The sequence below is a fragment of the Paraburkholderia sp. SIMBA_030 genome (genome assembly GCF_046535245.1).
In the GTDB taxonomy this organism is placed as follows: Bacteria; Pseudomonadota; Gammaproteobacteria; order Burkholderiales; family Burkholderiaceae; genus Paraburkholderia.
In genome coordinates this window covers 469,879-488,762 of record NZ_JAWRXB010000001.1, presented here as the reverse complement: position 1 = coordinate 488,762, position 18,884 = coordinate 469,879, and the positions used below count along the sequence as shown (strand labels likewise).

The 18,884-nt window shown below is 62.3% G+C and carries 17 protein-coding genes; 12 read left to right on the top strand and 5 right to left on the bottom strand.

Going from position 1 to position 18,884, the window contains the following annotated elements:
- The first annotated feature begins 57 nt into the window (after positions 1-57).
- The 3 genes from SB772_RS02140 to SB772_RS02130 all read left to right on the top strand — a co-directional run bounded on the left by SB772_RS02140 (position 58) and on the right by SB772_RS02130 (position 3,263).
- A complete protein-coding gene (locus SB772_RS02140) occupies positions 58-1,455 on the top strand; it encodes a PLP-dependent aminotransferase family protein (protein ID WP_410831629.1) in 1,398 nt (465 codons plus the stop codon).
- Between the two features lie 271 nt (positions 1,456-1,726).
- The gene (gene doeB, locus SB772_RS02135; protein ID WP_410831628.1) at positions 1,727-2,764 is read left to right on the top strand and encodes a N(2)-acetyl-L-2,4-diaminobutanoate deacetylase DoeB; all 1,038 of its coding nucleotides are present in this window, start codon (positions 1,727-1,729) and stop codon (positions 2,762-2,764) included.
- 7 nt (positions 2,765-2,771) lie between these two features.
- Positions 2,772-3,263, top strand: a complete 492-nt coding sequence (locus tag SB772_RS02130; protein WP_410831627.1) for an Lrp/AsnC family transcriptional regulator — start codon at positions 2,772-2,774, stop codon at positions 3,261-3,263.
- A 189-nt stretch (positions 3,264-3,452) separates the two neighbouring features.
- On the opposite strand, the gene doeA is transcribed toward SB772_RS02130, so the two are convergent.
- Complete coding sequence (gene doeA / locus SB772_RS02125; RefSeq protein WP_410831626.1) at positions 3,453-4,673, bottom strand: ectoine hydrolase DoeA; 1,221 nt, start codon at positions 4,671-4,673, stop codon at positions 3,453-3,455.
- Positions 4,674-5,109: 436 nt separating this feature from the next.
- On the opposite strand from doeA, the gene SB772_RS02120 reads away from it, so the two are divergent.
- Positions 5,110-6,447: an MFS transporter gene (locus SB772_RS02120; RefSeq protein ID WP_410831625.1), complete on the top strand. Its 1,338-nt coding sequence runs from the start codon at positions 5,110-5,112 to the stop codon at positions 6,445-6,447.
- 166 nt (positions 6,448-6,613) lie between these two features.
- Here the strand turns inward: SB772_RS02120 and SB772_RS02115 are convergent, their stop codons facing one another.
- Both SB772_RS02115 and SB772_RS02110 read right to left on the bottom strand, forming a co-directional pair.
- Positions 6,614-7,021 carry a DUF3564 family protein gene (locus tag SB772_RS02115; RefSeq protein WP_410831624.1) on the bottom strand — a complete coding sequence of 136 codons (408 nt, stop codon included), beginning with the start codon at positions 7,019-7,021 and terminating at the stop codon, positions 6,614-6,616.
- A gap of 177 nt (positions 7,022-7,198) precedes the next feature.
- Positions 7,199-7,471 carry a hypothetical protein gene (locus tag SB772_RS02110; protein ID WP_410831623.1) on the bottom strand — a complete coding sequence of 91 codons (273 nt, stop codon included), beginning with the start codon at positions 7,469-7,471 and terminating at the stop codon, positions 7,199-7,201.
- A 41-nt stretch (positions 7,472-7,512) separates the two neighbouring features.
- Here SB772_RS02110 and SB772_RS02105 point away from each other — a divergent pair, with 41 nt between their 5' ends.
- From SB772_RS02105 to SB772_RS02095, 3 genes are read left to right on the top strand one after another with little or no spacing between them, the layout of a single operon-like run.
- Entirely contained in the window at positions 7,513-8,094 is a 582-nt protein-coding gene (locus tag SB772_RS02105) for a (2Fe-2S)-binding protein (protein ID WP_410831622.1), read from the top strand.
- The gene (locus SB772_RS02100; RefSeq protein WP_410831621.1) at positions 8,091-9,092 is read left to right on the top strand and encodes an FAD binding domain-containing protein; all 1,002 of its coding nucleotides are present in this window, start codon (positions 8,091-8,093) and stop codon (positions 9,090-9,092) included. Before SB772_RS02105 ends, SB772_RS02100 begins: the two co-directional genes overlap by 4 nt.
- A complete protein-coding gene (locus SB772_RS02095; protein ID WP_410831620.1) occupies positions 9,092-11,359 on the top strand; it encodes a xanthine dehydrogenase family protein molybdopterin-binding subunit in 2,268 nt (755 codons plus the stop codon). Before SB772_RS02100 ends, SB772_RS02095 begins: the two co-directional genes overlap by 1 nt.
- Positions 11,360-11,391: 32 nt before the next feature.
- On the opposite strand, the gene SB772_RS02090 is transcribed toward SB772_RS02095, so the two are convergent.
- Positions 11,392-11,526 carry a hypothetical protein gene (locus SB772_RS02090; RefSeq protein WP_410831619.1) on the bottom strand — a complete coding sequence of 45 codons (135 nt, stop codon included), beginning with the start codon at positions 11,524-11,526 and terminating at the stop codon, positions 11,392-11,394.
- Positions 11,527-11,688: 162 nt separating this feature from the next.
- Between SB772_RS02090 and SB772_RS02085 the strand changes: the two genes are divergently transcribed.
- Complete coding sequence (locus tag SB772_RS02085) at positions 11,689-12,036, top strand: hypothetical protein (RefSeq protein WP_410831618.1); 348 nt, start codon at positions 11,689-11,691, stop codon at positions 12,034-12,036.
- A gap of 118 nt (positions 12,037-12,154) precedes the next feature.
- Here SB772_RS02085 and fabI read toward each other — a convergent pair whose 3' ends face one another.
- Positions 12,155-12,946 (bottom strand): enoyl-ACP reductase FabI, encoded by a 792-nt coding sequence (gene fabI / locus SB772_RS02080; RefSeq protein WP_410831617.1) that lies wholly within the window; start codon positions 12,944-12,946, stop codon positions 12,155-12,157.
- Between the two features lie 171 nt (positions 12,947-13,117).
- Here fabI and SB772_RS02075 point away from each other — a divergent pair, with 171 nt between their 5' ends.
- From SB772_RS02075 to SB772_RS02060, 4 genes are read left to right on the top strand one after another with little or no spacing between them, the layout of a single operon-like run.
- A complete protein-coding gene (locus SB772_RS02075; protein WP_410831616.1) occupies positions 13,118-14,992 on the top strand; it encodes an extracellular solute-binding protein in 1,875 nt (624 codons plus the stop codon).
- A gap of 42 nt (positions 14,993-15,034) precedes the next feature.
- Complete coding sequence (locus tag SB772_RS02070; protein ID WP_410831615.1) at positions 15,035-16,072, top strand: microcin C ABC transporter permease YejB; 1,038 nt, start codon at positions 15,035-15,037, stop codon at positions 16,070-16,072.
- Positions 16,072-17,178, top strand: coding sequence for an ABC transporter permease (locus SB772_RS02065; RefSeq protein WP_410831614.1), 1,107 nt, complete (start codon positions 16,072-16,074; stop codon positions 17,176-17,178). The genes SB772_RS02070 and SB772_RS02065 overlap by 1 nt, the downstream gene beginning before the upstream one ends.
- Entirely contained in the window at positions 17,175-18,809 is a 1,635-nt protein-coding gene (locus SB772_RS02060) for an ABC transporter ATP-binding protein (protein WP_410831613.1), read from the top strand. The genes SB772_RS02065 and SB772_RS02060 overlap by 4 nt, the downstream gene beginning before the upstream one ends.
- Positions 18,810-18,884: the final 75 nt, after the last annotated feature.

The following is an 18,884-nucleotide window of genomic DNA, read 5'->3' as shown; positions in this document are numbered from 1 at the left end:
GGCCGCACTATTGAGGCAAAACGCAAATGCGTGACCTGAACACAGCGGAGGGCAGCAGTGATCGAGCAGTGGCGGGAAGCTGTGCGCGCGGTGCACGGCGTGGAATCGAAATATAAACGGCTGGTCAAGGCGATCGCGGGCGACATCGAAAGCGCGTCGCTGCCGGCGGGCACGCGGCTGCCGCCGCAGCGCGACGTCGCCGCTGAACTGGCGATCAGCGTGCAGACGGTGACCAACGCCTATAAGGAGCTGGAGCGGCAAGGGCTGATCCGCTGCGAGGTGGGGCGCGGCAGTTTCGTCGCGGCGCGCGTCACCGAAACCATGTCGAGCTATATGCTCGATACGGCCGAGCGATCGGTGGTCGATTTTTCGATCGCACGCATCATCCATACGGCGGAGCACGACGCCATGTGGCGCAAGGTGTGCGCGACTCTCTCGACGCTCGACGACCAGCCATGGATTCGCGCATTCCGACCCATTGCGGGTTTCGAGCATCATCGGCAAGCGGGGATTGCGTGGCTGGCGTCATTGGGCATGCCGGCTTCGGCTGATACGCTGCTGGTCACGAATGGCGCCGCGCATGGCATCTTTCTGGCGCTGGCTTCGCTGGTGGGGCCAGGCGATACGGTGCTGTGCGAAAGCCTCACGGATCATGGAGTGATCGGCTCGGCCAATGTGCTCGGCTTTACCCTGAAGGGTCTCGAAATCGACGAATACGGCATTCACCCTGAGCACTTCGAGGAGATGTGCGATAGCGAGCGCATCACGGCGCTTGTCTGCACGCCTACTCTGAACAACCCCACGGTCGCGCTGATGCCCGACTCGCGGCGCCGCGCGATTGCTAAAATCGCCGAACGCTACGGTGTTTACGTGATCGAGGACGACGTCTACGGTCCTTTGCCCGCAAAGGCCGGCACGCCGATTTCGAGTCTGATTCCCGATCTGTCTTTCTACTGCACGAGCCTGACGAAGTCGGTGATGGCCGGTTTGCGGATCGGCTATCTCGCTACCCCGCGGCGGCTTGCACTACGTGCCGAAAGCGTGCTGCGCGTGAGCAGCTGGATGGCGACCCCACCGATGGCCGAGGTGGCGACCCGCTGGATCGTCGATGGGACGGCCGAACGGCTCGTGGAAATACAGCGTGAATGTTTGGGGCGGCGTCAGGCACAGTTGCGGCAAACGCTGGGCGACTATGTGCTCGGCGCGCATCCGCAGGCGCTGTCTGCCTGGTTGCGCGTGCCCGATCATTGGCGTACGGACCGCGTGGTGAGGGAACTGCGCAACCGCAATATTGCCGTGACTTCGCCGGATCCGTTCATGGTGCGTGACGCGGACAGGCCGAATGCGGTGCGCGTCTGCGTCGGCGCCGAGGTCGGTGAAGAGGCCTATAAGAGCGCGCTGGAAACCATGCGCGACGTGTTCGAGCAGTACCCGCAGGTGCACGATTTCACATGATGTTTTTACGTGAGGTCGCTGTGATTTCAAGCGGGGCGCGTGAAATGAACTAGGACAATGAGAATCGTTTTTTAGAATATTAGACTGGACTGCATTGAAAACGATGCGGCCGCAATCAGCGTGACAACGCAGGCGCGACAGCATCGGAATGAAACCCTTTTGTGCAGGGCTATGTGAAACAACACAACTGGAACGGGGTACGCGCGTACTGTCCCGGCATCGAAACGTTTTGGAACACGCCGCACAAGCTGTTCATGAGGGAGTAGTACCTATGCGGGCATCACCCATTCAGCCGACGGTCGATTTCAATGCCGACGGCGAACAACACGGCTTTCTGAGGCTGCCACATTCACACGACATGTCCGCGTGGGGCGCGGAGATGATTCCGATCACGGTGATTCGCAACGGCGAGGGTCCGACGGCGCTCCTCACCGGCGGCAATCACGGCGACGAATACGAAGGCCCGATCGCATTGTCGAAGCTGGCCGCAACCTTGAAAGCCAAAGACGTGAAAGGGCGCGCGATCATCGTGCCGTTCATGAATTTGCCCGCGTTCCGTGCGGGCACACGCACGTCGCCGATCGATCGTGGCAATCTGAATCGCAGCTTCCCCGGCAAGCCGGACGGCACGGTCACCGAGAAGATCGCCGATTATTTTCAGCGCTATCTGCTGCCGCTAGCCGATTACGTGCTGGATCTGCACGCCGGCGGCCGCACGCTCGACTTCGTGCCGTTCGCCGCGATTCACCTGCTTCCGGATGCCAATCAGCAGGCCCGGTGCGAAGCGGCGATGCGCGCATTCGGCGCGCCGTATTCGATGCGGATGCTCGAACTCGATAGCGTCGGCCTGTACGACACAGCGGTTGAAGAAGCGGGCAAGGTGTTCGTGTCGACCGAGCTCGGCGGCGGCGGCACGGCGACGGTGCAAAGCGTAGCAGTGGCGGAGCGCGGCGTGCGCGGTTTCCTGCAGCAGGCTGGCATCCTCGTGCCGGACGAAACCGGGCGCAAGGCTGGGTATCCAACCCCGCGCACCACGACGCTGCTCGACATGCCCGACGGCACCTGCTTCACGACAAGCGAACACGACGGTCTGCTGGAGTTGTGCAAGGACCTTGGCGAGACGGTTGAAAGCGGCGAAGTGATTGCGCGGATTTACGATGCTTCGCGCACCGGCGTCGCACCCGTCGAATATCGCACGCGCCGCGGCGGTCTGCTCGCGGCCCGGCATTTTCCGGGCCTCGTGCGGGTCGGCGATACGGTGGCGGTGGTGGCCGATGTCGTCGAGCGCGGCATACCGGTGGCAGTCTGAGCGCACGATGAAACTCGACCGTTACGATCTGGCGATTTTGCGTATCCTCGCGTGCGACGGACGCATCACCAAATCGCGTCTCGCCGAGGAGATCAATTTGTCGATCTCGCCGGCGTGGGAGCGCGTCAAGCGTCTGGAAGAGGGCGGTGTGATCCGCGGTTATCGCGCCGATATCGACTGGGTGCGTGCTTTCAAGGGCAGCCGCGTGGTGGTCGAGGTCACGCTGGCGCGCCATACCGCGCATGACATGCGGCACTTCGAGGAGCGGATCGCCACCGCACCGGAGGTCGTGCAATGCGACGCGACGGGGGGCGGCGTCGACTATGTGATGCACGTGATGTCGCGCGACATCGATCACTATCAGCGGTTTATCGATTCGCTACTGACCGACGGACTGGGCATCGAAAGATACTTTACCTACGTTGTCACGAAGGTGGTGAAGAGCAGCGCGGAAGGTTTGCCGGACTGGGCGGAACAAACGATCGGCGACGGCAGTTGAAGCGCACGGCGATGTCGCCGGAAAATCTCCATACGCCGCGGCGAATTCCAGAAAAACGCTGGCTTGGCGATACCACAACCAAAAAAACCAGGTCGCCGCCGGACGGCAGGCGGTCGACGCGCGTAACGAATCGGCGCGCCGGTTTGCGTGCCGCGGCGCGACGCGGATGCGGCGGCACAGGTAACGGGCTTACGGTTTGATGAACAGCTTGCGCGGCGTGTTGCAGAACGTTTCGACGCCGGATTCGGTAATCAGGATGCTTTCCGTGATTTCGAGTCCCCAGTCGTCGAGCCACAGGCCGGGCATGAAGTGGAACGTCATGCCCGGTTCAAGAACCGTCTTGTCCCCTGGGCGCAGGCTCATCGTGCGTTCACCCCAGTCCGGCGGATAGCTCGCGCCGATCGGATAGCCGCAGCGGCTGTTTTTTTCGATCCCGTATTTGTGCAGCATCGCGAAGAACGCGTTGGCGATGTCTTCACATGTATTGCCGGGTTTGGCCGCGGCCAGACCGGCCTCAATACCTTCCACCACCGCGCGCTCTCCAGCGATGAAATGCTTCGGCGGTGTGCCAAGGTACACGGTGCGCGACTGCGGGCAGTGATAGCGCCTGAAGCAGCCGGCGATTTCGAAGAACGTGCCGGCATCCCTGGCGAAGGGCGTGTCGTCCCAAGTCAGATGCGGGGCGGCGGCATCGGCACCAGTCGGCAATAGCGGCACGATCGCCGGGTAGTCTCCGCCGTGCCCCTCCACACCGGTAATTCCTGCCGAATAGATCTCGGCGACCAGCTCGTTCTTGCGCATGCCGGGTTCGATCCGCTCGACGATATGCGCATGCATCTTCTCGACGATGCGTGCAGCCACGCGCATGTATTCGATCTCACGCGGCGATTTGACGGCGCGCTGCCAGTTAACGAGGCTGGTCGCGTCCTGCCATTTCGCCTTCGGAAGATGAACGACGAGTGAACGGTAGGCCGCGGCGCTGAAATAGTAGTTATCCATTTCGACGCCGATCTTCAACGCACCCCAGCCGCGCGCTTCGATCACCTCACGGGCGAGGTAATCCATTGGATGCCGCGCGGCGGATTGCACGTAATGATCTGGATACCCGACGATCTGGTCGTGTTCCATGAACACGGTGCGCTTTGCACCGTTCGCGTCCTGGCCACGGCCGAACCAGACCGGTTCGCCGTCCAGCGCGAGTAGCACGCACTGATGCACATAGAACGACCAGCCGTCATAGCCGGTGAGCCACGCCATGTTGGTCGGATCGGACACGATCAGCAATTCGATCCCTGCTGCCTGCATCGCTTTGCGCGTTTTGCCGATGCGGGCGGCGTATTCGGCACGTTCGAACGGCAGGCGTACGACGTGCGCCGTAGTTCGCGATTTCTGTTGCGTTGTATCTGACATTTTTCCCTCTCTCCGAGCGTGACGTCGTTGCGCAAGGTGGCGACTCATGCATGCAATGTGCTACCTGCAGGCATGTCTGGCCGCAGTCTAATGCCGTGGAAAACGGCTTTAAATGTGCTAGTTCAATCTTCGTTGCCGACCGGTTTTCTCCGGGGAAAAGAATTGTTCTAGAGCAATCGGATCCCGAATATGGCTTTGTATGCTGGTTTGGTCGGCGTAAAAACGCGCCCGGACAAAACCTGACCGGCGAGCGGGCGCCCGGTGACGCTGCCACTGCCTGCACTTCGAGTGAAGCGCATCATGCCGGGACGGAGGTCATGGAAAACCCCGGCGGAATCATTGTCCCAGGACATCGTGCATCCCTGTGCACCGCAGGTATTGTGGATTCAATGCGGCGCCGAGTGTGCCTCATCGATCGAGATTCAGGAGGAAGACAATGAGTTACGTACAGCCATGGAATGGCGACACCCTGCAACACCATTCAACGGGTCTATTACGGCGCGCCATTGCCGCATCGGCGTTGGGCAATGCCACGGAATGGTTCGACTATGGAATTTATGCGTATGGCCTGAGCTACATATCGGCCGCACTCTTCCCAGGGAGCACGGCGCAGGCCACCTTGTTCGCACTTGCCACTTTCGCCATTTCGTTTCTGGTTCGCCCGCTTGGCGGACTGTTCTGGGGGCCGCTCGGCGACCGCCTGGGTCGCAAACACGTGCTGGCGCTGACGATCATCGTGATGTCGGTGGCGACGCTGCTTGTCGGGCTCGTGCCGTCTTACGCCCGCATCGGGTGGTGGGCTCCGGCGCTGCTGGTCGTCCTGCGAATGATCCAGGGTTTTTCGACTGGAGGGGAGTACGGTGGCGCGGCAACGTTCATGGCCGAATATGCGCCCGACAAGAAGCGTGGCTTTTGCGGCAGTTTCCTCGAATTCGCCACCCTTGCAGGTTTCTCGCTCGGCGCCTTCCTGATGCTTGGTTGTTCCGTCGCACTGGGGAACGCAAACATGCATGCATGGGGATGGCGTCTGCCGTTTCTAATCGCGGCGCCGCTTGGTCTGATCGGTTTTTATTTGCGCTCCAAACTGGAGGACACGCCTGTGTTCCTCGAACTGGAACAGTCGATTCACAAGGAACAGCATACCTGTGTGCCGCTGAAAGCCTTGCTGAGCGGATACTGGAAACCGCTGCTGTTGCTGGGCGGCCTGGTGGTGGCCTTAAACGTCGTCAATTATGTATTGCTGGCTTATATGCCGACCTTCATGCACAAGCAATTGGGCATGAGCGATAACATGTCGTTGCTTGTTCCGCTAATTGGCATGTTGGCGATGATGGTCTTTCTGCCTTTTGCCGGGACGTTCTCGGATCGGGTCGGCCGCAAGAACGTCTGGTGGTTTTCGCTGGTTGGACTCTTTGTCGCGGCCATTCCGATGTTCCTCCTGATGACACATGGTCTGGCCGGGGCGCTCGCGGGTTTCTCCGTGCTGGGCTTGCTGTACGTCCCGCAACTGGCCAGCATCTCGGCCATGTTCCCGGCGATGTTTCCCACACAGGTGCGCTATGCCGGGATGGCTATTGCCTACAACATCTCGACATCCATCTTCGGTGGTACGGCACCGATGGTGAATGAATGGCTCATCGCGCATACGGGCAATGCGCTGGTGCCGGCGTATTACATGATGGGCGCTTGTGCGATTGGCGCATTCGCCCTGATCTTCGTTACGGAGACAACGGGTTGTTCGCTACGCGGGCGGGAGATTCCCGGCAGGAAGTAGGGCACCGTGCTGCCGGCGGCATAGGTGTAGGCGCTGCCGGCCATCGGCATGGTCGATGCTATCTCCGCATCGCGTAGACCGGCGATTTGTGCACGGGGTGCGCGGGAGTGACAGTCCGGGAAGCGGCGCTCCGCCGCGTGCTTTGCAGCGCTGATGCCGCAGGCGCTCATCGAGGGGGCCGGGCATTCGGCCGTTCGCTGCCGGACAGCCGCTCCGGCGGCGCTGCGGTCGATACGCTCGCCCCCGGCAGCTGTCGGTCCACCGCCCGCAGGTGCCAGCAACCTTCCACCGGCATACGCCGGGTGGCCGATTGCCACGTCGCTGCGCCCTCGGCAATGGAGGTGCGCTGATGGCGGTCCATACGCAGACCGCGCAGCGTGCACAGCGGTATCTCCGATCCGGGTGGACAGAGTAGGGTGAGACCGCCCGTGCTGTGTATCTCGCCGAACGGAGGGAGTTCGATTCCGTTGCAAAGCTGCCGAGACCACGCTTGCTCGACGATATCGAGCCACAACACGGCGTAGTCGTGGCTGACGGTCGGATCGGAACAATTGATCAGAATCGATAGGCGCATGCGGCTTTCCTTTGGCGTTGTTCCTCATTTGCCGACCTGTCAGACGAAACGCGTCAGTTGCGCCCCGATTGCCTCTGTGTACTGTTGCCTGCGACGCGCCCTGTTTGCAAAGCTTGCCGCGAGGCATGTAGATATTCCATCAGTCGCAGAATCCAGTCACGGCATATGTACGCTTCTTCACGCGCTCCAGATGGCGCATGCATTCTTGATGCCCGGCGTACGGTTGATGTCGAATTTCATCCGCCGGTTGGTTCCCACCGTCGATTTCCCGCAGCGCGGCGTAAAGCGCATAGAGCCAGCTCGCGGCAACAGGCCCGGTGCCTGGCCGTCGCGATTCTCAGTACGGTGCTGTTCCTGCTTGCCATCGCGGCGCTGATCGTCGGCTCGAAGTATCGCGGCCGGCAGGGGTTCCGGGAACGGTCGCAGGCGGGCACGCGTGATGCGCGGCAATCCCGCATCCGGTCAACCCGCGACAAATAAAGGAACGCTAAATGAATACGCTGAACACGCGAGACGACCCGTCCACGTTGGACGTTGCTGGCTCGGACGTGCAGCGCGTGGCCGTGACCTTCGAGATCAATCGTGCGCAGTACGCGTTCGAAATCGAACCCTGGACCACCTTGCTCGACCTGCTGCGCGAGCATTGCCGGTTGACCGGCACGCGCAAGGGTTGCGACCACGGCCAGTGCGGCGCGTGCACGGCGCTGGTCGGCGGACAGCGGATCAACACCTGCCTCGCGCTTGCCGCCGTGTATGACGGCGCATCCATCACGACGATTGAAGGGCTGGCGGACGGTGACTCGTTGCATCCGATGCAGCAGGCTTTCATTGACCACGACGCTTTCCAGTGCGGTTACTGCACGCCCGGCCAGATCTGCTCGGCCGTAGCAATGCTGGCGGAAGGACACGTCGGCACGCGCGACGACATACGCGAACTGATGAGCGGCAACCTGTGCCGCTGCGGCGCGTACGTCAATATCGTGACCGCGATCGGGCAGGTCGCGGGTATCGGCAGCACGGAGCGCGCGGACGGACGCGCACCTGGGCGGCGTGACACCGGAGCTGCAGAATGAACCGCTTTTCGTATGCTCGCGCAACCGGCGTTGAACAGGCGATCGACCTGCATCGGAGTACGGCCGCCGCGGCGTTCGTCGCCGGGGGGACGAATCTGGTGGATCTGATCAAGGAAAATGTCGCGCGCCCCACGTTGCTCGTCGATATCACCCGGCTGCCGCTGAAAGACATCGACGCGACGCCGGCCGGCGGTATCCGGATCGGCGCACTGGTGACGAACAGCACGGTCGCCTACGACGATGTCGTCACGCGACGTTATCCGCTGCTCGCAAAAGCGATTCTCGCGGGTGCTTCGGCGCAGATCCGCAATGTAGCGACCGTCGGCGGCAATCTGCTGCAACGCACCCGCTGCCATTACTTCTATGACACGGGCACGCCGTGCAACAAGCGCGAGCCCGGGACCGGTTGTCCCGCACTCGAAGGTGTCAACCGGATCCACGCGATTCTCGGTACGGGCGACCAATGCATCGCCGTGCACCCGTCCGATATGTGTGTCGCGCTTGCGGCGCTGAACGCGATCGTTCATATCGCGGGCAAGGATGGGCCGCGGGTGCTGCCGTTCTCCAATTTTCACCGGCTGGCCGGCGACACGCCGCAGATCGATACGAACCTCCACGATGACGAAATCGTCACCGCGATAGAGTTGCCGCCCGCAGGGTTCGCTGAATATCACGCGTACCTGAAGATTCGCGACCGCGCGTCGTATGCCTTCGCTCTGGTGTCCGTTGCGCTAGGCCTCCAGCTTGAAGGCGGGACGATTCAGGAAGTGAGCTGCGCGCTCGGCGGCGTCGCGCATAAACCGTGGCGCGACGTTGAAGCGGAAGCGTGGTTGCGCGGAAGGCAGCTTACGTCCGATGCAATACGCGGTTTCGCCGACATGTTGGTGCGCGAAGCGCGCGGCCGGCGCGGTAACGCATTCAAGATCGAACTCACCACGCGGGCCGTCGTCCGGGCATTCGAAATGGCAACGCAACAGTGTTTCACGGAGAAGGCGTGATGGCACGAGAAGAGGCTTTGCATATCGGGTATCCGCCGCCCCTGGCAACCGGGACGCCCGTCAACCGGGTGGACGGCAAACTGAAGGTGACCGGCGCCGCGCGTTACGCAGCGGATTTCACGGCCGACGGCCTGGTGTATGGCTTCGTCGTGTCGAGCACGATCGCAAGCGGCCGCATCATTGCAATCGACGCGTCGGCGGCGCTCGAGACGCCGGGCGTGCTGCTCGTCCTGACGCACGAGAACCGGCCGGAACTGCCGCTGCATGATGCCCGCTACAAGGACCAGATTGCGCCCGGCGGCATGCCGTTCCGGCCGCTTTGGGACGACAGGATCTGGTATAGCGGGCAACCCGTCGCGCTCGTTGTCGCGGAGTCGCTCGAACTCGCGCGCCACGCTGCTTCGCTCGTGCGTATCCGCTATGAACATACGCCGCATTGCACGGAGTTCGCCGAGGTGATTGCGCACGCTTATCCGCCGTCGCAGGAAAAGGGCGGCTTCGAGCCGCCGCCCGCGCCTCGCGGAGATGCCGCCACCGCGTTCGTCAAGGCGGACGTGCGCACCGACGCGTTCTACACGACGCCGATCGAGTATCACAGTCCGATGGAAATGCATGGCTGCACCGTCGTGCCGGATGCACAGGGGCGACTCACCGCCTACGAGAAGACCCAGGGTGTGCAGAATACCCAGCAGTACCTGATGAACGTATTCGGCCTCGCGGCTGACGACGTGCGGGTAATCTCGCCTTTCGTCGGCGGCGCTTTCGGCTCCGGCCTGCGGCCGCAATATCATCTGCCGCTGGCGGTGATGGCTGCGCTCGACCTGAAGCGACCGGTGCGGGTCGCGCTGACGCGGCAACAGATGTTCAACTTCGTGCACCGGCCGCAGTCGATCCAGCGCGTCGCGCTCGCTGCGTCGGCGGACGGAAAGTTGGCGGCAGTGATACACGAGGCCGTGTCCGAGACCTCGCAATTCGAGGATCACTGTGACGTGATCGTGAACTGGGCGGGGCAATTGTATGCGTGCGATAACGTGCGGCTTGGCTACAAGGTCGCGAGACTGAACGTCTGTACGCCAGGCGACATGCGGGCGCCGGGCGCGACGCAGGGACTGTTTCCGCTCGAGTCGGCCATGGACGAACTCGCACAGAAGTTGCAAATAGACCCTTTGGCGTTGCGTCTGATCAATTATGCCGAGCGCGACGCGAACAGGGACTTGCCGTTTTCGAGCAAAGCGCTGCGCGAATGCTACCGGCAAGGCGCGGCACGCTTCGGCTGGGCTGGCCGTCCCTTGCAGCCCCGTGCCATGCGCGATGGCGCGGAACTCATCGGCTGGGGCATGGCGACCGGCGCGTGGGAGGCAATGCAAAGGCCGGCCGCGGCGCGTGCGGTGCTGACCCGCGACGGCCTCGTCGTCGTGTCCAGTTCGACTGCCGACATCGGCACCGGCACCTACACCGCGATGACCCAGATCGCGGCGGATGCGCTCGGCGTCGATATCGATAGCGTTCGCTTCGAACTCGGCGACTCCACGCTGTCGGAAGCACCGATCGAAGGCGGCTCGTTTACGGTGTCGTCGGTGGGCAGCGCGGTGCACGCGGCGTGTTCGCGACTGCGCGAGCGCCTCGCCGCGCTGGCGCGCGAATACGGCGGCGAAACGTTTGCCAATGCGGCTCGCGCGGAGGGCGAGATCCGGCGCGAAGGCGCGCAACTGGTTTGCGGCGCCGACAGGCGTGACGCGATAACGATCGACGAGTTGCTGACTCGTGCCGGCGTCGAGCGGCTCGACGAACAGGCAACAGTCAGTCCTGAAGACAGGCAACAGCAGTATTCCATGGGCACGCATTCGGCCGTGTTCGCGGAAGTGCGCGTCGACGAAGCGCTGGGCACGGTGCGCGTCACGCGCGTGGTCAGCGCGGTCGCGGCCGGCCGGATTGTGAATCCGAAAACTGCGGCCAGCCAGATTGCCGGCGGGGTGGTATGGGGCATCGGCATGGCATTGCAAGAAGACGCGCAGTTCGATCATGACCTGGGCCGCGTGATGAATCACAATCTGTCCGAGTACCACTTTCCGGTAAACGCCGATATTGACCATATCGACGTCCTGTTTGTCGAAGAGCCCGACGACGTCGTCAACCCGCTAGGCGTGAAGGGCGTGGGAGAAATTGGCGTGGTTGGTGTCGCTGCGGCGATTGCGAATGCGGTCTGGCACGCGACGGGAAAGCGTATTCGCGATTTGCCGATTACGCTGGACAAGGTCTTCGCTTGACTTCAGCGCGGCCATTCAACCCGTTATCGGCATCAGAACGCGTGACGCAGCCCCACCATGCCGACGAATTGCGACGGTCCTGAGGGATACGCGCCGACCTCGTCCCAGAACTGCACCCACGCCGGATTGCCGTCGCGCGACTCGATCCGCGGGCCGGCTTGCGCCACTTCGTCGAACGCCGGATGTAACGAGACGTAACCGTGCAGTGACCTGTGCGATCTTATGCATCAATTAATCTTATGCATCAGTTATTACAGCCTTGAAATACGCGGAAAGTGGCGTTGCGCTATATTTCGCCCAACAACACACATTCTCCAAAAGGGTGATCAATGAAGTCTGCTCGTCTTGTTCCACTTCTGATCGGGGTTTTCGCGTTGGGTGCGTCAGGTGCTGCAATGGCCGGTGGGCTCAACATCGGTGTCAACATCGGCATTCCCGCGCCGGTCTACGTCGCTCCGGCTCCGGTCTATGCGCCGCCCCCGCCCCCGCCGCCGCCCGTCGTCTATCAACCGGCGCCGGTATACTACGGCGGCCCGGCAATCGTGATCGGCTGGCACGGCGACCGCTATTGGGATGGCCGCCGCTACTGGGCGCGCGACGACTGGTATCGCCATCATCCGCCGGGCCGCTATGACTACGGTCGTGACCACTACGACAACCGTCGCGGCTGGCACTGAGCCGAGTCCGGTGCCGCTGCGGCGGCAATCAAGTCGAAAAAAACCGCCTGGAAAAAGGCGGTTTTTTATTGCCCGAACGAGATCCCCAAGCCGTCGACTCGTGTCAACGCAAGCACATTTATTCGGCCACGGCAGCCATGCCGCCGACCACGGCGTTAAAGCCGCTGTCGACGTGCACGATTTCCGCCGTCACGCCGCCCGCCAGATCGGACAGCAGGAACGCCGCCGTGTTGCCGACCTGTTCGATCGTCACGTTGCGCTTGAGCGGTGCGTTGCCTTCAACGAATTCCAGAATCTTGCCGAAGCCCTTGATGCCGCTTGCGGCCAGCGTCTTGATCGGGCCCGCCGAAATGCCGTTTACGCGCACGCCCTTCGCGCCGAGCGACACGGCCAGATAACGCACGCTCGCTTCGAGCGATGCCTTGGCAAGCCCCATCGTGTTGTAGTTCGGGATCGCGCGTTCGGCGCCGAGGTAGCTCAGCGTGAGCAGCGACGCAGTCGGCGTCAGCATCGATTGCGCGGCTTTGGCGAGGGCCGGGAAGCTGTACGCGGAGATGTCGTGCGCGATGCGGAAATTTTCGCGCGTCATGCCGTCGAGGAAGTCGCCGGCAATTGCTTCGCGCGGCGCAAAGCCGATCGAATGGACGAGGCCGTCGAGGCCGTCCCAGTGTTGTTTCAGCGACGCGAAGAGGGCGTCGATCTGCGCGTCGTCGGCGACGTCGCACGGGAACACCAGGTCGCTGCCGAATTCGGTCGCGAACTCGGTGATGCGGTCCTTGAAACGCTCGCCGACATACGTGAACGCCAGTTCGGCGCCTTCGCGCTTGCAGGCTTGCGCAATGCCGTATGCAATCGAACGGTTCGACAGCAGGCCGGTCAGCAAGATTCGTTTACCAGCGAGGAAGCCCATGAATTCTCCTAATGAGGTCGGTGCGGCGCGCACGTCGCAGACGCGCATGTGCGGATTATGCGAATTTAATTAGGTAGAATTCTCTCACATTGCAACCGCCCACTGACCAACAAGGCCCCTATGACAACTGGCTCGCGATGGGTTCAAGCGTCTCGTGCACTTCGGTGCAGCATGATTCACAGGCTCTCGCGTGTCGGCTTACCGGTTGTGTCGCGTTCGTTCCAGGTGAGGCTCGCCATTGCACTATGTAGCGCGTGGACCTTGCTCGCAGCGCCGCAGGCCCATGCGGTCTATGCGATCGCCCAGTATGGCGAGCCGAAATATCCGGCCGGGTTCAAACACTTCGACTACGTCAATCCGGATGCGCCGAAGGGCGGCACGCTCGTGCTGGCCAATCCGAGCCGCCTCACCAGCTTCGATAAATTCAATCCGTTCACGCTGCGCGGCAACACCGCGCCGGGCGTCAGTCTGCTGTTCGAAAGCCTGACGACCGGCAGCAGCGACGAAGTGGCCTCCGCCTATGGCCTGCTCGCCGACGACATCAAGATCGCGCCCGACGGCCTGTCGACGACCTTCCATATCAACCCCCGCGCGCGCTTTTCGAACGGCGATCCGGTCACCGCCGACGACGTCAAGTTTTCCCTCGACACGTTGAAAAGCCCGCAAGCCGCACCGCAATTCGCGGCAATCTTCGGCGAAATTACGCGTGCGGTGGTGATCGATCCGCAGACGATCCGCTTCGAGTTTCATCAGCGCAATCGCGAGCTGCCGCTGATGGCCGGCGGCATGCCGGTGTTCTCGCGCAAGTGGGGGATGAAGCCGGACGGTAGCCGGATCGCGTTCGATCAACTGGCGTTCGAAAAACCGATCGGCAGCGGGCCTTATCTGATCGAGCAGTACGACAACGGCCGCACGATCACGTACCGGCGCGATCCGAATTATTGGGGCGCGGCGTTGCCGGTGCGGGTCGGCACGAACAACTTCGAGCGCATCGTCTACAAGCTGTATTCGGATAGCACGGCGCGGCTCGAGGCGTTCAAAGCGGGCGAGTACGACGCGCTTGTCGAGTATGTCGCGCGCAATTGGGTGCGGCGCGACGTCGGCAAGAAGTTCGATAGCGGCGAGTTGATCAAGCGCGAGTTTGCGCAACACAACGGCACCGGCATGCAGGGCTTCATGCTGAACACACGGCGGCCGTTGTTTCAGGATGTGCGCGTGCGCAAGGCGCTCGATCTCGCGCTCGACTTTCAGTGGCTGAACCGCCAGTTGTTCTTCAATCAGTACACGCGCATCGACAGCTTCTTTGCCAACACCGATTTGCAGGCGAAGGGGCTGCCGTCGCCGGGCGAGTTGGCGTTGCTCGAACCATGGCGTTCGAAACTCGATCCGGCGGTGTTCGATCCGCCGCCGAAACAACCGGACACCGATCCGCCCGGCTCGCTGCGCGCCAATCTGCTCCAGGCGCGTGCCTTGCTGCAACAGGCCGGCTGGACCTACCGCGACGGCGCGTTGCGTAACGCCAAAGGCGAGCCGTTCCAGTTCGAGATCCTCGACGATTCCGGCTCGTCCTCATCGATGGAACCGATCGTCGCGACCTTTATCCGTAATCTGCAAAAGCTCGGTATCGCCGCGACCTTTCGCGTATCCGATTTCGCGGTCTATCAGAAGCGTCTCGACGCTTACGATTTCGACACCACCACGATCCGCATGCCGGATGTACAGGTGCCGGGTTCGGAGCAGATCGACCGCTTCGGCAGCAAGTCCGCGGACACCCCCGGCTCGGACAACATGATCGGCCTGAAATCGCCGGCCGTCGACGCGATCCTGAATGCGCTCGTGCATGCGCAGACGCGCGAGCAACTGGTCGACGCGACGCACGCGCTCGACCGCGTGCTGATGCATGGCTACTATGTGATTCCGCACTGGTACAGCGCGACGCACCGGGTCGCGTTCAAGCGCGGTCTCGCGTGGCCGCAGACGCTACCCTTGTACTATTCAGCGGAAGGCTGGATCACGTCGACGTGGTGGTATGCGCAGCCGCGCTAAAACGTCCATTCACTCACTGCCTTCGCACCGGAAACGCCGCTCATGTGGAGCTACATCCTTAAACGCCTGCTGTTGATGATTCCGACCTTGCTCGGCGTGCTGACGCTGACTTTCGTCGTGATCCAGTTCGTGCCGGGTGGCCCGGTCGAGCAGATGCAGCACGAACTGCGCAAAGGCGCGGAGGGCGGCCCGCCGTTCGGCCTGCGCGCGCATAACGGCGTCGACGCGCAGCAGATCGCACAACTGAAGGCGCTGTACGGTTTCGACAAACCGCCGCTCGAACGCTACGGCTTGATGCTAAAGCGTTTCGCTACGTTCGACCTCGGCCAGAGCTATTTTCGCCATCAAAGTGTATGGTCGTTGATCGTCTCGAAGCTGCCGGTGTCGATTAGTATCGGCTTATGGACCTTCTTTCTCACGTACCTGATATCGGTGCCGTTGGGCATCGCGAAAGCGGTGCGCAACGGCTCGCGCTTCGACGTCGCGACGAGTCTGGTGGTGCTGATCGGCTACGCGATTCCGGGCTTCGTGCTGGGCGTGCTGTTGCTCGTGCTGTTCGGCGGCGGCACCTTCCTGCAACTGTTCCCGCTGCGCAATCTCACCTCGGACAATTGGGCGCAGCTGAGCCTCGGCGGCAAGATCGTCGATTACCTGTGGCATATCACGTTGCCGATCACGGCATCCGTGGTGGGCAGCTTCGCGGTTGTGACGATGCTCACGAAAAACGCCTTTCTCGACGAAATCCGCAAACAGTATGTGCTGACCGCGCGCGCGAAAGGCTTGTCCGAGAAACGCGTGCTGTGGAAGCACGTGTTCCGCAATGCGTTGCTGCCGCTGATCGTCGGCTTTCCGGCGGCGTTTATCGGCGCGTTTTTCACCGGCAGCCTGCTGATCGAGACGCTCTTTTCGCTCGACGGCCTCGGCCTGCTGTCTTACGAATCGGTGGTGCGGCGCGACTATCCGGTCGTGCTCGGCACGCTGTATCTGTTCACGCTGATTGGCCTCGCCACCAAGCTGATTTCCGACCTTTGCTATGTGTGGGTCGATCCCCGCATCCAATTCGAACAACTGGAGCGCTGATGAATCGAGCCCGCCTTCCGGCCGATACGGCGCCGCGTACCGAACCGGTTCGCGCATTCGTGTCGCCTTCGCCCGCGCGCCGTGTGTGGCAGCGCTTTCGCCAGCAGCGTCTGGGCTACTGGAGTCTGATCGTATTCGTGGTCGCGTTCGCGGCGAGCCTTGCCGGACCGCTGTGGTCGAACGACAAGCCGCTGGTGGTGCGCTACGAGGGGCAGTTGTATTTCCCGATGTTCAAGACTTACGCGGAGACTACTTTCGGCGGTGACTTCCCGACGCCGGCAGATTACCTCGACCCGTATATCAAGCATCGATTCGACACGCCCGGCAACTTCGCGCTGTATCCGCCGAACCGCTACTACTACGACACGCTGAACTACTTTTCGAAGGCGCCGAACCCGGCGCCGCCGTCGCGCGATAACTGGCTCGGCACCGACGACCGCGGCCGCGACCTGTTCGCACGGCTGCTATATGGCTTTCGCGTGTCGGTCGAGTTCGCGCTGGTGCTGACGCTGATCGGCACCGTGCTCGGGATTGCGGCGGGCGCCGTGCAGGGTTACTTCGGCGGACGTATCGATATCGTCGGGCAGCGGCTGATCGAAATCTGGAGCGCATTGCCGGAGCTCTACCTGCTGATCATTTTCACGTCGATTTTCGAGCCGGGTTTTATTCTGCTGATCGTGCTGCTGTCGCTGTTCGGCTGGATCGGTTTGTCCGACTACGTGCGCGCGGAGTTCCTGCGCAATCGTCAACAGGACTATGTGCGTGCCGCGCGGGCGATGGGGCTGTCGAACTGGCAGATCATGTGGCGGCACGTGTTGCCCAACAGCCTGACGCCGGTCATCACGTTCTTGCCGTTCCGCATGAGCGGCGCGATTCTCGCGCTGACGAGCCTCGATTTTCTCGGCTTGGGCGTCCCCTCGCCGACACCGAGCCTCGGTGAACTGCTCGCGCAAGGCAAAGCGAATCTCGACGCGTGGTGGATCTCGTTGTCGACCTTCGGCGTGCTGGTCGCGATGCTGTTGCTGCTGACTTTCATGGGCGACGCGCTGCGCAACGCGCTCGACACCCGCATCTCCGATGCCATGCGTGCCGGAGGCAATCAGTGAGCGCCGCTGTGGAGCAGAAAACGCAGCAAGGCGTGAGCTCGCCGCTGCTGGAACTCGATCGTCTGCATGTGACGTTCGGCGACACCGTCGCGGTGAGCGACGTCACGCTCGCGATCGAACGCGGCGAGCGGGTCGCGCTGGTCGGCGAATCGGGTTCGGGCAAGAGCGTGACCGCGTTGTCGATCTTGCGTCTGTTGAGCGATGCGCAGGTGAGTGGATCGATTCGTTTCGACGGCGAAGATCTGCTCGCCAAAAGCGAGCGCGAAATGCGCGGCATGCGCGGCTCGGACATCGCGATGATCTTCCAGGAGCCGATGACGGCGCTCAATCCGCTCTACACGATCGGCGACCAGATTGCGGAGACCATCGTCGTGCACGACGGCGTGGCCGCCGGCGAGGCGCGCAAGCGCGCCGTGGCGCTGCTGGGGCGCACCGGCATCGCCGAGCCGGGCAAGCGCGTGAACAGCTATCCGCATCAACTCTCGGGCGGCCAGCGGCAGCGCGCAATGATCGCAATGGCGCTGGCGTGCCGCCCACGCCTGTTGCTTGCCGACGAGCCGACCACCGCGCTCGACGTGACGATCCGAGCGCAGATCGTCGACCTTCTGCTGGAACTGCAACGCGACGAAGCGGAAAAGCGCGGCATGGCCGTGCTGCTGATCACGCACGACCTGAATCTGGTGCGGCACTTCGCGCAGCGCATCGCCGTGATGGAACGGGGCGTGCTGGTCGAGAGCGGGCCGGTCGAGCAGGTGTTCGAGTCGCCGCAGCATCCCTACACGCGGCGGCTGCTGGCGAGCCGGCCTGAACGCACGGTGGTGCCGGTGCTGCCGATTTCACCGGTGCTGCTCGAAGCCTGCGGCGTCTCGGTCGATTTCAAAACGAAACTGCCGGGTTTCAGCGGCTGGTTTCGCGCAGGGCGCTTCCGCGCGGTCGCGGATGCAAATGTATCGGTGCGCCAGGGGGAGACGCTCGGGATTGTCGGCGAGTCGGGTTCGGGGAAATCTACGCTCGCGATGGCGCTGCTCGGTCTGCAACGCACCGCTCATGGCGAGATCGAGTTTCAGGGCAGAGCACTCGGCAGCTATCGCGGCGCCGAACAGACCGCCTTGCGCTCGAACATGCAGGTGGTCTTTCAGGATCCGTTCAGTTCGCTTTCGCCGCGCCAGACCATCGAGCGGATCGTCGGCGAAGGGCTCGCGCTGCATCGGCCGCAGATGACCCAGGATGCGCGGCGCGACAAGGTGATTTCCGTGCTGCGCGAGGTGGGCCTCGACCGCACGGTGCTGTACCGCTATCCCCATGAGTTCTCCGGCGGCCAGCGGCAGCGGATCGCGATTGCGCGCGCGCTGGTGCTGGAGCCGCGCATCCTGATCCTCGATGAACCGACCAGCGCGCTCGACGTTTCGATCCAGCAGCAAGTGCTGAAACTGCTCGCCGGGTTGCAACACAAGTACAACCTTGGCTTCGTATTTATCAGCCACGACCTGGCCGTGATCGGGGCGATGGCGCACCGTGTGGCGGTGATGCAAAACGGTTCAATCGTTGAAAGCGGGGAGGTTGAGCAGATTTTTGCGACACCCTCCCATCCTTACACTCGAAAGCTGCTGAAAGCGGCGCTCGGCCATTGATTTTTCACCCCTTTCACCAATTGGGTGCGTGTCTCGATTGTATTTTTCTATTTGTTTTGACACACGAATACTTAC

What these genes read in the sequence shown, in the direction of transcription:
- SB772_RS02105 (WP_410831622.1), top strand. Translation starts at nt 7,513, where the DNA reads ATGAATACGCTGAACACGCGAGACGACCCGTCCACGTTGGACGTTGCT.
- SB772_RS02120 (WP_410831625.1), top strand. Translation starts at nt 5,110, where the DNA reads ATGAGTTACGTACAGCCATGGAATGGCGACACCCTGCAACACCATTCA.
- SB772_RS02115 (WP_410831624.1), bottom strand. Translation starts at nt 7,021, where the DNA reads ATGCGCCTATCGATTCTGATCAATTGTTCCGATCCGACCGTCAGCCAC.
- doeA (WP_410831626.1), bottom strand. Translation starts at nt 4,673, where the DNA reads ATGTCAGATACAACGCAACAGAAATCGCGAACTACGGCGCACGTCGTA.
- SB772_RS02130 (WP_410831627.1), top strand. Translation starts at nt 2,772, where the DNA reads ATGAAACTCGACCGTTACGATCTGGCGATTTTGCGTATCCTCGCGTGC.
- doeB (WP_410831628.1), top strand. Translation starts at nt 1,727, where the DNA reads ATGCGGGCATCACCCATTCAGCCGACGGTCGATTTCAATGCCGACGGC.
- SB772_RS02070 (WP_410831615.1), top strand. Translation starts at nt 15,035, where the DNA reads ATGTGGAGCTACATCCTTAAACGCCTGCTGTTGATGATTCCGACCTTG.
- SB772_RS02100 (WP_410831621.1), top strand. Translation starts at nt 8,091, where the DNA reads ATGAACCGCTTTTCGTATGCTCGCGCAACCGGCGTTGAACAGGCGATC.
- SB772_RS02065 (WP_410831614.1), top strand. Translation starts at nt 16,072, where the DNA reads ATGAATCGAGCCCGCCTTCCGGCCGATACGGCGCCGCGTACCGAACCG.
- SB772_RS02075 (WP_410831616.1), top strand. Translation starts at nt 13,118, where the DNA reads ATGATTCACAGGCTCTCGCGTGTCGGCTTACCGGTTGTGTCGCGTTCG.
- fabI (WP_410831617.1), bottom strand. Translation starts at nt 12,946, where the DNA reads ATGGGCTTCCTCGCTGGTAAACGAATCTTGCTGACCGGCCTGCTGTCG.
- SB772_RS02085 (WP_410831618.1), top strand. Translation starts at nt 11,689, where the DNA reads ATGAAGTCTGCTCGTCTTGTTCCACTTCTGATCGGGGTTTTCGCGTTG.
- SB772_RS02095 (WP_410831620.1), top strand. Translation starts at nt 9,092, where the DNA reads ATGGCACGAGAAGAGGCTTTGCATATCGGGTATCCGCCGCCCCTGGCA.